The 12,762-nt window shown below is 64.1% G+C and carries 12 protein-coding genes, 1 tRNA gene and 1 pseudogene; 4 read left to right on the forward strand and 10 right to left on the reverse strand.

All coding sequences use genetic code 11. From position 1 onward, the window contains the following. Positions 1 to 5: 5 nt before the first annotated feature. Genes ACWGQ2_RS10150 through ACWGQ2_RS10175 form a run of 6 tightly spaced genes read right to left on the reverse strand, consistent with a single transcriptional unit; the run spans position 6 to position 7,362 of the window. Positions 6 to 1,781 carry a protein kinase domain-containing protein gene (locus ACWGQ2_RS10150; RefSeq protein ID WP_452016844.1) on the reverse strand — a complete coding sequence of 592 codons (1,776 nt, stop codon included), beginning with the start codon at positions 1,779 to 1,781 and terminating at the stop codon, positions 6 to 8. Further along, positions 1,778 to 3,220 carry a peptidoglycan D,D-transpeptidase FtsI family protein gene (locus ACWGQ2_RS10155; RefSeq protein ID WP_452016846.1) on the reverse strand — a complete coding sequence of 481 codons (1,443 nt, stop codon included), beginning with the start codon at positions 3,218 to 3,220 and terminating at the stop codon, positions 1,778 to 1,780. The genes ACWGQ2_RS10150 and ACWGQ2_RS10155 overlap by 4 nt, the downstream gene beginning before the upstream one ends. After that, the gene (locus tag ACWGQ2_RS10160) at positions 3,217 to 4,626 is read right to left on the reverse strand and encodes an FtsW/RodA/SpoVE family cell cycle protein (RefSeq protein WP_452016848.1); all 1,410 of its coding nucleotides are present in this window, start codon (positions 4,624 to 4,626) and stop codon (positions 3,217 to 3,219) included. The genes ACWGQ2_RS10155 and ACWGQ2_RS10160 overlap by 4 nt, the downstream gene beginning before the upstream one ends. Then, positions 4,626 to 6,104 carry a protein phosphatase 2C domain-containing protein gene (locus ACWGQ2_RS10165; protein WP_452016850.1) on the reverse strand — a complete coding sequence of 493 codons (1,479 nt, stop codon included), beginning with the start codon at positions 6,102 to 6,104 and terminating at the stop codon, positions 4,626 to 4,628. The genes ACWGQ2_RS10160 and ACWGQ2_RS10165 overlap by 1 nt, the downstream gene beginning before the upstream one ends. 44 nt (positions 6,105 to 6,148) lie before the next feature. Beyond that, positions 6,149 to 6,634 carry an FHA domain-containing protein FhaB/FipA gene (locus ACWGQ2_RS10170; protein ID WP_452016852.1) on the reverse strand — a complete coding sequence of 162 codons (486 nt, stop codon included), beginning with the start codon at positions 6,632 to 6,634 and terminating at the stop codon, positions 6,149 to 6,151. Next, positions 6,634 to 7,362, reverse strand: a complete 729-nt coding sequence (locus ACWGQ2_RS10175; RefSeq protein ID WP_452016854.1) for an FhaA domain-containing protein — start codon at positions 7,360 to 7,362, stop codon at positions 6,634 to 6,636. Before ACWGQ2_RS10175 ends, ACWGQ2_RS10170 begins: the two co-directional genes overlap by 1 nt. Positions 7,363 to 7,785: 423 nt before the next feature. Here ACWGQ2_RS10175 and ACWGQ2_RS10180 point away from each other — a divergent pair. After that, a tRNA-Leu gene (locus tag ACWGQ2_RS10180) sits at positions 7,786 to 7,868 on the forward strand. A 135-nt stretch (positions 7,869 to 8,003) separates the two neighbouring features. Here ACWGQ2_RS10180 and ACWGQ2_RS10185 read toward each other — a convergent pair. Then, positions 8,004 to 8,363, reverse strand: coding sequence for a DUF5997 family protein (locus tag ACWGQ2_RS10185; protein ID WP_452017233.1), 360 nt, complete (start codon positions 8,361 to 8,363; stop codon positions 8,004 to 8,006). An 80-nt stretch (positions 8,364 to 8,443) separates the two neighbouring features. Between ACWGQ2_RS10185 and ACWGQ2_RS10190 the strand changes: the two genes are divergently transcribed. After that, complete coding sequence (locus ACWGQ2_RS10190) at positions 8,444 to 9,211, forward strand: LysR substrate-binding domain-containing protein (RefSeq protein WP_452016856.1); 768 nt, start codon at positions 8,444 to 8,446, stop codon at positions 9,209 to 9,211. Positions 9,212 to 9,229: 18 nt separating this feature from the next. On the opposite strand, the gene ACWGQ2_RS10195 is transcribed toward ACWGQ2_RS10190, so the two are convergent. Together ACWGQ2_RS10195 and ACWGQ2_RS10200 are read right to left on the reverse strand one after the other, a co-directional pair. Beyond that, positions 9,230 to 10,000, reverse strand: a complete 771-nt coding sequence (locus ACWGQ2_RS10195) for a metal-dependent hydrolase (RefSeq protein ID WP_452016857.1) — start codon at positions 9,998 to 10,000, stop codon at positions 9,230 to 9,232. Between the two features lie 107 nt (positions 10,001 to 10,107). Next, entirely contained in the window at positions 10,108 to 10,617 is a 510-nt protein-coding gene (locus ACWGQ2_RS10200) for a gluconokinase (RefSeq protein WP_452017235.1), read from the reverse strand. 159 nt (positions 10,618 to 10,776) lie between these two features. Here ACWGQ2_RS10200 and ACWGQ2_RS10205 point away from each other — a divergent pair, with 159 nt between their 5' ends. Then, positions 10,777 to 11,496, forward strand: coding sequence for a FadR/GntR family transcriptional regulator (locus ACWGQ2_RS10205; protein ID WP_452016859.1), 720 nt, complete (start codon positions 10,777 to 10,779; stop codon positions 11,494 to 11,496). Positions 11,497 to 11,509: 13 nt separating this feature from the next. Here ACWGQ2_RS10205 and ACWGQ2_RS10210 read toward each other — a convergent pair whose 3' ends face one another. Next, positions 11,510 to 12,007, reverse strand: coding sequence for a Dps family protein (locus ACWGQ2_RS10210; protein WP_452016861.1), 498 nt, complete (start codon positions 12,005 to 12,007; stop codon positions 11,510 to 11,512). Between the two features lie 198 nt (positions 12,008 to 12,205). Here ACWGQ2_RS10210 and ACWGQ2_RS10215 point away from each other — a divergent pair. Then, positions 12,206 to 12,655: pseudogene (locus tag ACWGQ2_RS10215) on the forward strand (SRPBCC family protein); the annotation flags it as partial. Positions 12,656 to 12,762: the final 107 nt, after the last annotated feature.

The following is a 12,762-nucleotide window of genomic DNA, read 5'->3' on the forward strand; positions in this document are numbered from 1 at the left end:
GGTGTCTAGGGTCCGTCGGGCTGGGCGGTTTCCCCGTCAGCTGGTGTGGACGGGGAGGGGCCGCTGGAAATCACGATCGTTACCGTGGAGCCCCGGGGGACGGAGCTGCCTTCGCGCGGATTGACGCTGATCACGGTTCCGGCCGGCTGGGTGCCTGCCTGTTCTACCCGGTTGGGGACCAGCCCGGCTGCAACGATCGCCTGGCTTGCGGCGGATGCCTGCGTGTCCATAAGACCGCCCGGGACGGTTACCAGCTCAGGTCCGCTGGAATAGGTGATCGCGATGGCGTCGCCCCTGGAGAGGGGACCCACCGGATTGACGTCCAGCACGGTTCCTTCGGGCTGGTCGGAGGGCACCGGGTTCCGGCTGACTGCCAGGCCAAGGCCGCTGAGTTCGGTCGCAACCTCGTTGACGTTGCGGCCCTGGTACTGGGCAGCGTTGACAGTGATCTCCGGCTCTTCCTCTTCCGTGGGAGTGGCAGAGGTGGGCGACGGCGAAGGGGAAGTCGGCGTCGGAGATGAACTTGTGCGCGTGGGGCTGGCCGAAACCGAGGTGGACGACGACGTCGTCGGCTTACTGTCCCCGGCGGGATCGGAATTCAGATTTGCGACGATGACCGCGATGATGCCGGCAAGCACAAGGGCCAGGACAACGATGACCGGGATCAGCCACTTGCGCCGCTTGGGCTGGTCCTCGTAGCCGCCGTCGTTGTAACCGTCCCCGCCGTCGGCGCCGTCACCGTCGACGTCCTCGTCAGTCCATTCGCGGGATGCGGCCAGGGAACCTGTCTGTTCTCCCGCCGAGGCAACGGGCATGGCAGAGGTTGAAGGAGCAGTGTCCACCACACGGGTGGCGGAGGTGTCTCCCGGCATGGGCACCGGAGCGGTCATTGTGCTCGTCGCTGCGCTTCCGCCGGAACCGAAGAGGAGCATTCCGGGGACGGCCTGCTCCGCTGCCGCGATGTCTCCGCGGCGGATGGCTGCGACGGCGCGCGCGAGGGCTTCGGCATCTGCCGGGCGGTCCGCCGGGTCCTTGGCCAGCATGGACATGATCAGTGCCCGTACCGGGGCCGGAATGGATTCCGGCAGCGGCGGCGGAGTGTCATTGACCTGCGCCAGCGCAATGGCAATCTGGGATTCACCGGAGAACGGCCGGGTGCCGGCGAGGAGCTCGTAGCCGATCACACCAAGTGCGTAGATGTCGCTGGAGCCGGTGGCCTGCTGTCCGGTGGCCTGTTCCGGTGCCAGGTACTGGGCCGTGCCCATCACCTGCCCGGTGGCGGTGAGGGGAACCTGGTCAGCGAGGCGCGCAATGCCGAAATCGGTGATCTTTACCCGGCCGTCGGGCATGATGAGCAGGTTGCCGGGCTTTACATCACGGTGGACGAGTCCCTGGCGGTGGGCCACGGCGAGGGCAGTGGCGGTCTGGCCGATGATCGAGAGGGTCCGGTCGGGGGACAGGACCTTTTCGCGCTCAATGATGGTGGAGAGCGGCTGGCCGGGGACGAGCTCCATCACCAGATAGGCGGAGCCTTCTTCCTCACCGTAGTCAAAGACGTTGGCGATGCCCTCGTGGTTCAGCAGGGCAGTGTGGCGGGCCTCGGCGCGGAAGCGGTTCAGGAAGCCCGGATCGCCGGTGTATTCCTCCTTGAGGATCTTGATGGCAACGATCCGGCCCAGGACAAGGTCCCGCGCCTTCCAGACCTCGCCCATGCCGCCGATAGCTATACGATCGGTCAGCTGGAACCTGCCGCCTAAGGTGATTCCCGAAGTAGGCCTCACTTATTCAACACCGCCTCTAGGAGTTTTTGCGCGCTTGGAGTGGTCAATTGGGATCCGGTGGTCAGGTCAACGTCTTCCATGACTATGGAAATGACCACCTCTGGGTCGTCTGCGGGGGCGAAGCCGGTAAACCAGGCGTTGTCGCCCCGGTCCTGGACTTCGGCTGTGCCGGTCTTGCCTGCAACCCGAACCCCGGGGATCCGGGCTGCGGAGGCGGTGCCGTTCTCTACCACGCTGACCATCCAGTCGGTCAGCTGTGCGGCAGTGCCGGGGCTGATCGATTCATTCAGGACGGTGGGTTCGGGCTCGTCAATCACCGTAAGGTCGGGTGCCCGGACTGACTTAATCAGGTTCGGGGTCATCTGCACGCCGTTGTTGGCGATGGCAGCGGAAATCATGGCGACCTGGAGCGGCGTCGCAGTGACGCTGCCCTGTCCGATCGAAGACAGCGCCAGCTCGGCCTGGTCCTCCGTCGCAGGGAAACTGCTGGCGGTCACCGGAGTAGGGATGCTGAATGACTCCCCGAAACCGAACTTCCGGGCCTGCTCGGAGAGTGCATCCTGTCCAACGTCCCAGGCGATCTGCGCGAAGACAGTGTTGCAGGACTGTTCCAGGGCGAACTGGATGTCCGCCTCACTGCGGCTGGCGCAGGCACCATTGGTGTAGTTCGGCAGGGAGATGGTGGTTCCCGGCAGCGGCAGGGCAGGTGGGTTGGGAATCACCGAATCCGCGGTGAATTTACCCGTTTCAAGAGCCGCTGCGGCGTCAACAAGCTTGAACGTGGACCCCGGGGCCAGCAGGGACTGGGTTGCCGGGTTCAGGTACGGGGACAGCCCGGGAACGGCCAGGAGTGTATCCATGTTGGCGTTCGCCACTGCGGTGTCGTGCCCCGCCAGCAGGTTCGTGTCATAGGACGGCTTGGACACCATTGCCAGAATGTCACCGGTTTTGGGATCCATCATCACGATCGATCCGCGCTGGCCTTCGGGAATGAGGTCATAGGCAAGCCGCTGGAGCTGCGGGTCAATGGTGAGTTCAACCGACGCTCCCTGGGCCTGCGCGCCGGAGAAGATCTGGACCAGCCGGTCGTAGAACTGCTGGTCGCTGTTTCCGGAGAGCTCATCGGTCATCGCAGACTCAAGCTGGGTGCTGCCGTGCACCAGCGAGAAGTAGCCGGTGAGCGCGGAGTACAGCTCGGGGTCGTTGTAGACGCGCTGGTAGTTGAACTGGTCGTTGGAGGGAACGGACTCTGCGATCGGCGCCCCGTCCACCAGAATGGAACCCCGGTTCTGACCGAACTCCTTGTAGATCTGGCGGTTATTGATCGGATTCCCGTTCAGATCATCCGCGGCAAAGAACTGGACGTAGGTCAGTGACGCAAGGACGGCCAGGAACATGGCCAGGGCCACGATCCAGCTGTTCCGGATTGCCTGGTTCATTCGCCTGTCACCTCATTCCTTCCCCTGCCGAACGTTTTGCCTGAAGCCGGTGCTGCCAGAGCCGGTTCCATGTCCGTGAGCAGCCCCGTCGCAGCCGGACGCCTCGCGGCGTCGGAAATCAGCAGCAGCAGCGCAACGATGATCCAGTTGGCCAGCAGCGACGAACCGCCGGCTGACATAAACGGCGTGGTCAGGCCGGTCAGCGGGATGAGGCGGGTAACGCCGCCAATCACCACAAAACACTGCAGAGCGATGGTGAAGGAGAGCCCGCAGGCCAGGAGCTTGCCGAAGCCGTCCCGGGTTCCCAGGGCTGCGCGGAAACCGCGGGAGACAAGCAGGACGTACATCAGGACGATCGCAAAAATGCCGATCAGTCCCAGTTCCTCGCCGAGGGCGGTGATGATCATGTCCGAGTTGGCGTAGGTAACCAGATCAGGCCTGCCCTGGCCCAGTCCCGTGCCGGTCATGCCGCCGCTGGCAAGGCCAAAGAGGCCCTGAACCACTTGGTAGCTGCCGCCCGGTGAGCGTTCGATCACTTCGGGATCGAACGCGTTCAGCCAGCCGTCGATGCGCAGGGCAACGTGGCTGAAGAGCTGAACGGCAACAAATCCGCCGGCGCCGATGAGCGCGAGACCAATCAGCACCCAGCTCACGCGGCTCGTCGCGACGTAAATCATGGCCATAAAGAGACCGAAGAAAAGGATCGATGAGCCAAGATCGCGCTGGAAGACCAGAACCCCGATGCTCACGGCCCAGGCGGCCATCATGGGTCCCATGTCCTTGAACCGGGGGAGCTGCAGCGGTCCCACCTTGCGCCCGGCCAGCAGGATCAGGTCACGGTTTGCGGAAAGATACCCTGCGAAGAATATAGCCAGGGTGATTTTGGCGATTTCGCCGGGCTGGAATGTCCCGCCGCCGACGCTGATCCAGATCCGCGCACCGTTGATCGTCAAACCCAGCGGGGTGAGCGGCAGAAGCAGTAGGACCGCGCTCACGATCAGCGAAATATAGGTGTAGCGGCGCAGGATCCGGTGGTCCTTGATGAGGAACAGAACCGCGATCGCGGCAGCTACGGCAACGGTGCTCCACAGCAGCTGACGGTCTGCGGCATCGGTCCCTTCGGCAATATCCAGCCGGTGGATCATTGCCAGGCCAATGCCGTTCAAAGCCGTCACGATGGGAAGTATTACCGGATCGGCATATTTAGCCCGGAAGCGCAGCACAAAGTGGAAGGCCAGGACCAGGGCTACGAGGGTTCCGCCCTGGATCCAGAAATCCGAATCAAACGCACGGTCTTCGTCGATTCCCACCAGCATGTTGGCTCCAACGCCGACGGTGAGGGCAAGTACCAGCAGAACGGCCTCAATGTTGCGCCGGGGCTTGGCAGGAGCTGCAAGTTCTGACATCACTGCTGCCCTCCGCATGGATCGATGGCGGGGAGATTGTCAGTGCCGTCCGCCGCGTCAAGCGCCTCAGCCAGAGGCGACGGGGACGGGGACGGCGGGGCGGACTCGTTCGGCTGCGGGCACAGGATCGCCTTGGCAGTTCCCCGCAGCTGGTCAACAATCTGCTCTGCATGGACGAGGTCCCTGGCTGGAACAGTGTCATTGACCCTGCTGCGCCAGTAGGACGGCAGGCTGTCCACTGGAATATTGGTGGTTTCCGCCACCTGGGAGAGCTTGATGGGGCCCAGTGTCTGCGAGACACCGTTGTAGATGGCAACGCGGTTGTCCGCCGACCCCACGTAGTAGCGCGTCTGCGTCCACGCATAACCGACCCAGAGCACGGAGGCGAGCAGTGCAGCGATCACGGCAAGGACAACCACCAGGATCCAGCGGCGCCGCTTGCGTGGCGGTTCAGCGGGAGGGAGCTCGGGGGTGCCGGCGTCGTCAGCCTTGTGCATCAGCAGCCGTGCTGCCCGGCGCTCCGCGGACCGTTTGGTGACGATGGGGATTTGTCCGGTCTCAGTGGCCAGTGACGCCGCACCAACCAGAAGGTGCGGCCGGGAGGCCAGATCCCGGCGGATTACTTCGGCACGCACAGGGCTGTCTGCCCCGCGTTCGGGGTCTTCCGCGGATAAGCCGTCCGCGTCTTCAGTTTCAGCGGATTCGGCCGGAACGGCGTGTACCGGGGACGGCTGCTGCACTGCAGCTGTCCCTGCCGTGACCGGCGCGGGTTCCCGTACTGGAGCGGGAGCGTCAGCTTCGTCCGCAACTTCGATAATGGCCACGGTCACGTTGTCCGGGGAACCGCCTGCAAGGGTCAGTTCCACCAGGGTGTCCACGGCTGTGGCGAGATCTTTGGAATCACGCAGCACAGCTTCGATGTCGCTGTCCCGCAGCACGGCGTTGAGGCCGTCGGAGCACAGCAGCCACTTTTCGCCCGGCTCAACTTCGAAAGTGGCCAGATCCAGCTCGGGGCTGGCATCTACATCGCCCAGTACCCGCATCAGCACGTTCTTGTGCGGATGCACTTCGGCGTCTTCCGGCCGGAGCCTGCCCTCGTCGATCAGCCGCTGCACAAAAGTGTGGTCCACGCTGATCTGCTCAAAGACGCCGTCCTTGAGCCGGTAGGCCCGCGAATCCCCAATGTGGGCCAGAGCTACGCGGTCTCCCTGCAGGAGCATGGCAGTCACGGTGGTTCCCATGCCGGAGAGTTCCGGGGAGGTGGTGACCAGTTCGGAGAGCAGGGAGTTTGCCGCCTGGATCTCGTCAGCCAGGACGGTGACGGCCTGGTCGTCCAGGTCCGGGCGGTCCAGGTGGACCAGGTCCAGCACGGTGGAAGCCGAAGCAACATTGCCGCCCGCGTGACCGCCCATGCCGTCAGCGACGACAGCCAGATAGCGCCCAACGTAGGCAGAGTCGTCGTTCTTGAAACGAACCATGCCTACATCGGAACGGGCAGCGTACCGAAGGACCAAGGCCACTGCTAAGGCCTCAATTCAATGACTGTTTTGCCGATTCGGATCGGCACCCCCGGGTCAACGGGCTGAGCGCGGGTGAGCTGGGAACCGCCGAGGAAGGTGCCGTTTGTGGATCCGAGGTCCTCAATGAACCAGCGGCTGCCCTGCGGGAAGAGCCGGGCATGGCGGCCGGAAGCGTAGTCATCCTCAAGGACCAGGGTTGCTTCCTGTGCCCGTCCCAGCAGGATGGGACTGGAAGCCAGGTCAAGAGTGGTGCCGCGCAGCGGGCCTTCAGTGACCACCATCTGCCGGGCCTGCACCTTGGCGGGCTGCGGAGTTTCGCGTTCCAGTGCCGGGTTCTTCCGCACCTGCCGCGCCGTCGGCGTGCCCGTGCGGTTGCGCGCACCCAGAACCAGGTCCCGGCGGATGGCGCCCACTACACCAAGGACCATGGCCCAAAGCAGGATCAGGAAGCCGTAGCGCAGCAGCGTCAGGGTCAGGGAGCCGTCCATCAGCGACCCCCGGAGCGAACCGGCAGCAGACGGAAGACTATGCGCGTCCTGCCCATGGCAATAGTGGAGCCGTCAGTAAGAATGGTTTCCCCCTGGACTTTCTGGCCGTTGACGTAGCTGCCGTTTGTGGAGCCAAGATCGACCGCGCGCACAGTGCCGCCGTCGGTCCGGATTTCCAGGTGCCGCCGGGAGACTCCGGTGTCGTCGACGAGGATGTCCGCCTCGGAGGAACGGCCAAGCACAACCGAAGATGCATTCAGGGAATACCGCTGGCCGTCGATGTCCAGAACCGGCTGCATGCGCGACGGGCTCTGGCGCGGTGCAGGCGGTTGCGGGGTGCGGGTACCGGAGGTCCGGGATTTTTCCGTGGCGGAATCGATCTCCAGCGAACCCGGTTTCAGTGAGGAGTCGCGGGTGAAGGAGACGCGGACGGCGCCCTGAAGGGTGTAGGACTGGCTCCGCGCGTGCTTGATGACGACGTCGCACAGCTCTTCAGCGAGCGGTGCTCCCCATTCCTGGGCCCGGGCAAAGTCATCATCGGAAAGGCGTGCGGTAAAGACATTGGGCGCCAGAGTCCGTCCCTGTCCCAGGGTCATGGACTTTTCGTCCAGTTCCCGGCGGAGCGCAATGGCCAGTTCAAGGGGTTCAACGCGGCCGGAGGACCCGCTGGAAAAGGCACCGCGGACCATTCGCTCAATACCGCGTTCAACGTTGTCGAGTAGGCCCATCTCCGCCTCCTTCCCTGTTCTTGGAACTTCCCTGGCCTTGCCCTGCACCTGTGTGCAGCCTGATTTCCTTTCGGACAGCAGGCCGGATGTGGCCCGGGCAGGCTGTGTCCATTCCGATACTACTGGGGTCCGATCGCAATTGTCTTAACACCCTAGCGGTGTTCCCGGACCAATCCGGGCGGTCCGCTGCCGTGCCGGAAGCCGCCGGACATGCTCTCGGATGGGGCGTTCCAGCCGCCGGAGGAGCGTGGACAGGCGGGGATTCAATGCCTGTCCAGCCGGTGTATTCGGGGTGCCGGATGGCCGTTTAGGTGTTTCGAGAAAATGCCGGTATGCTTGATTCTGCTGTCCCGAGGAATCGGGATGCGAATCTCACACTTCGATGTGAGGGAATGCGCATCCGGAACCGAGGGAGATCACTTTGCGCGAGTGGCGGAACGGCAGACGCGCTGGCTTCAGGTGCCAGTGTCCGAAAGGGCGTGGGGGTTCAAATCCCCCCTCGCGCACAAATAGAGAATCACCCCGGTCAAAAGGCCGGGGTGATTTTTTTATGCCCTGAGTCCGGCGGTCCGGAGCCGGCAGAGCTCTTCCGTGTCACAGAAGAGGATGGTTCTGCCGGGGACCGGACCGGCCAGGTCCGGTTAGCTGCGCGGTTTCTTGGCCGCTTCCTGCTTGACACGCTGGTTCTCGGCGCGGACTGCAGCGAAGCTGGCGCGCTCTGCAACCAGCCATGCGGGCGGTGCTGCCAGAAGCTCGCTGATCTGAGCGGTGGTCAGCGGATCAGTGATGCCGCCGCGGGCAAGCCCGCCAATGGAGATGTTCAGCTTCTGGGCAACCACCGGGCGGGGGTGGGGCCCGTTGCGCCGAAGTTCAGCAAGCCACTCGGGTGGATTGGTCTGCATCTCATCAAGCTGGGCCCGGGTTACGGGGTTGTCCTGGAACTCCTGCGGAGCAGCGGGAAGGTAGATGCCCAGCTTCTTGGCAGCCGTCGCAGGCTTCATGGACTGGGAAGATTTTTCGGGGGTCATAGTTCAAGGGTATCCGCCGCCCCGCGAAGCAGCGGGTGGGCTACTGTGAACAGGTGTCCCAAGAGTCCCCGCAGCCGGTCCAGCCGGCAGTTCCTCCGCTGAAAATCTCCTATGTTCCGGGTGTCACGCCGGGAAAATGGATAGCCCGGTGGAATGACCGCCGCGGCCGCGCCCTTCAGCCGGTGCAGGTTGACGAGGAACAGGCGCTGGAAGACCTCCGCAGCGGTGCAGCGGACCTGGTCTTTCTGCGTATCCCTGAGGACGGTTATGAACGGCCTGAGGACCTGCATGCGATCCCGCTGTACCGCGAGCAGCCGGTTGTGGCAGCACCCAAGGATCATCCACTTTCCGCCTTCGAAGAGGTTGAGGCATCAGATCTGGCGGGCGAAAACGTCATGGACCCGGCGGAGCTGGGAACCGCAGCAACCGGACTGGAAGTTGTGGCGTCCGGTGCCGGACTGCTGATCCTGCCCATGTCCGTAGCCCGGATCCACTCCCGGCGGGACGTCCTGACCCGCCCCGTCCACGGCGTCGCTGGAACCCGGATAGCAGTGGCATGGCTGCAGAGCACTGTGGACCCGGACGTCGAGGAATTCATCGGCATTGTCCGCGGACGTACGGCCAACAGCTCCAGGCAGCCATCGGCCCAGGGTGAGCCTGCCAAGAAGGTCCGGAAGGCTCCGGGCCAGCCCGCAGGCACCAGGACCGGCGCAGGAAAAGGGGCAGTAAAACCCGTCCGCGGCAGGGCTTCCCACGGAAAGCCGGGAAAGCCCGGTGCCGGCAAGACCTCCCGGCGCAAGCCGGGAAAGGGCCGGGGATAACCAGCCAGGGTGCTGCGGCTAAGTCAGCCAGCCGCGCAGTGCGTAGAACCCCGCCTCGATGACGCCATAGATCGCGTAGACGGACACCGGCACCATAATGGCCCATTCCCGCCAGGACCCGGCCCGCCCAATGATCGGAACGGACAGGCACCCGCTGGTTTTCCAGAGCTTGGCTACTAGGGGCATGGAGGCAATCCTTCGGGGCCGCTTGATCCGCAGCGGCCACAGGATCATCACCCCCTGATGGGTCAGCAGGTCACCGACGATGTGGACTGCAACTCCCAGCCCCACCGCCAGCGGAAGCCAGCCGTTGTTTTCAGGTGCGTACAGTGCGATGAACAGCGAGAGCAGGACGGCGAGCAGCCAGCTGCGGCCGGCGCCTCCCGCAATTTTCAGCGCCTTAAGAGCAAAGCCCATCAGCAGGACGGACAGCAGTCCCGCGCCGACCTCAACGGTGCCGAACCCGCCCACCTCGGTGGTCAGCTCGCCCAGGGCGCCGGCCAGAGCCACAAACACGGCCAGCCCCAGGAGGGAATGCGTGCCGCGCCGGTGGCCGCCGCTGATCCGCTCTGTAATCCTGGCCAGAATCCTGGTCACCGGGGGCAGGGAGTTGGCGATGGTTCCGCTGTGGTGGTCCAGATCCGGCAGGAGTGCGGCCCCGGCAGTCAGCAGTGCTCCGCTGACGACGCCGAGGGGACTCACCGGATACAGGCCCAGTGCGTAGGGGGCAGTTGAGGCTACGGCTACCCATGCCGCTGCGCCGCTCGCGGCGTGATGGCCACCCATCATGGTGTCTTGCTTTTCCTTCCGGGCAGTCCACATAAAAACCGGTTACCCGGCATGCCCCTAATACTTCCAGCTGCCTCTGACATCGCGGGCGGGCGGGCCTGGACGGTTTATGAACCAGCGAGCAGAAGGCCCTGGAGTATCTGGGCGGAGATGTGGCCCGGGGCCTCGAGAAAGTCCACGGTGAGCCCGTCTTCGTCCTCATCCAAGGGCTCAAGGGCTTCCAGCTGGGAGGGCAGCAGCGATACCGGCATGTAGTGTCCGCGGCGGGTTTCCATCCGCTCGGCAAGCACATCTGACGCACCGTCCAGGTGAACGAACTGAACCCGTCCCTCGGCGCTGGAAAGGACATCGCGGTAGCTGCGCTTCAGCGCGGAGCAGGCCACGATCGTTGAGCGTCCGTTCTGCGCCTGGGTACTCATCCAGCCGCGGATTGACTCAAGCCAGGGCCAGCGGTCTTCATCTGTGAGGGGTACCCCGGCGGTCATGGCTGCAATGCTGGCGGGGGAATGGAACTCGTCAGCTTCCGCGGCGATCCAGCCCAGGTGTTCGGAGAGGGTGGTGGTGACGGTTGTCTTGCCGGAGCCGGCAGCGCCCATGATGACTAGATGGCGGGGCACATGGTTCAAGTACTGCTCCTCAGGACGCCGTTGTCGAGCGAAGACGTGCAGGCCCTTCGCTGGACCTCAAAGGTATCACCATAGGCTGGTGGCCGGCTGTGTGCGGAGTTACGCTGGGGGCAACGGGCTAAGCCCCTGATGCAACGTGAAGGACGTGCCTTGCAGGACAGAGAAGTTGTTGAGCAGGACCGCCCTGCCGCTGAAGTGATGAACAACAGGATCATCGAAATAGTTGGCCGGGATATAGCCACCGGAGCCATCCGCCCCGGCAGCCGCCTCACCCTGGAGGGTCTGCAGGAGAAGTTCGGTGTCTCCCGGACGGTGGTCCGTGACTGCATGCAAATCCTGGAAGCCATGAATCTGGTGTATTCGAAGCGCCGGATCGGGCTGGTGGTCCAGGATTCCCCGCGCTGGAACGTTTACGATCCCCGGGTCATCCGCTGGCGGCTTTCCGGACCCGGGAGAAGCGCTCAGTTCGAATCGCTGACTGAACTGCGCATCGCCGTCGAACCCCTGGCGGCTGCCGGAGCTGCCCGCCGCGCCTCTGCGGACGAGCGTGGACGGCTGGTCCTGCTTGCAGGCCGGATGCGGGAGGCTGCAGCAGACCCGGAGGCATTCCTGGCGGCGGACATTGCGTTTCACACCCTGCTGCTCCAGGCCAGCGGAAATGAGATGTTCGCTGCGCTCAGCGATGTAGTCGCCGAGGTCCTGTCCGGCCGGAGCCGGCAGAACCTCATGCCCTCCGGGCCCCGGCCGGAAGCACTGGACGAACATGAGGCCGTCGCAGCAGCCGTCGCAGCCATGGATCCCGCTGCGGCCAGGGCCCGGATGGCGGATCTGCTCCTCGAAGTGGAGGACGCGATCCTGCGCCGGGAGTGACGCCGGGGAATTCCTAGGTGGTGGCGCCCTTGTCGGCGCCTTCCGGGGTTACCACGCTGGCAGTCGGCTGCAGGTTCTCGGCGTCAACCATCCAGGCGTACTGTTCCAGTTTGCCGATGAATCCGTGCAGGATGTCCGCCGTCGTGGGGTCTTCCTCGTCAACCTGGTCGTGGACATCGCGCATGGTCTGGACGGTGCCGCGGAGCAGGCCCACCACCAGGGTCACGGTGTCCTTGGTATCCACGAGACCGGCCGGGAAGGGCGGAAGGGATGTGCCTTCAGCGACGGCGGTGCTGCGGCCGTCCGGCACTGCCTGCAGGGCGCGCATGCGCTCGGCGAGCTCGTCTGCGAAGAGGCGTGCGTCGTCAATGATCTCGTCCAGCTGGAGATGGAGGTCGCGGAAGTTCTTGCCCACCACGTTCCAGTGCGCCTGCTTACCCTGCAAATGCAGTTCGATCAGGTTTACCAGTACGGACTGCAGGTTGGTGGTCAGCTGCTGTGATGCCTTCATTGTTCCTCCTGTGTTGACGAACCAAGACTGTAACGATTCCGCGGAAATCCGTCCGCGGAGGCTCGATATAAGTAAGCTTACCTTCAGCTTGTGATCTGTTGTCCACTTCGTTACCGTGGGGGCAGAGGGTAATAAGCCCCCTTACTATCGGAGGTTCGTTCCGCGAGGAACAGCGCAATCCGCGACCGAAGGGACAGTATGAGCACCGTAGAAGAGTCGATTGACGTTGCAGTACCCGTCACCACTGCCTACAACCAGTGGACGCAGTTCGAATCCTTCCCCCATTTCATGAAGGGTGTCGAGTCCGTCACCCAGCTCTCTGACACGGAATCCCGCTGGGTCACCAAAATCGGCGGAGTTGAGCGGACCTTCGACACGAAGATCACCGAGCAGCACCCCGATGAGCGCGTTGCCTGGAAGAGCACCGACGGCAAGTCACAGGCGGGTGTGGTGACCTTCCACCGCCTCAGCGCCACGGAGACCCGGGTCAGTGTCCAGCTGGACTGGGACCCGGAAACCTTCGCCGAGAAGGTTGGGTCCGTAGTCGGTGCAGACGACCACCGCGTCAAGGGCGACCTCAAGCGGTTCAAGGAATTCATTGAGACCCAGGGTTCGGAGACCGGATCCTGGCGCGGAAACGTGGACGCTGCCCCAACAGCTGACACCGGCGCGGGACTGAAGGCCGCCCCAACGGCCGACCCTTCCCTCGATGATCCCGAGTCAGGCGGACCCCGGGCCGCAGGCGTCTAGCCTGC

Source organism: Arthrobacter sp. NPDC055585 (genome assembly GCF_053619115.1).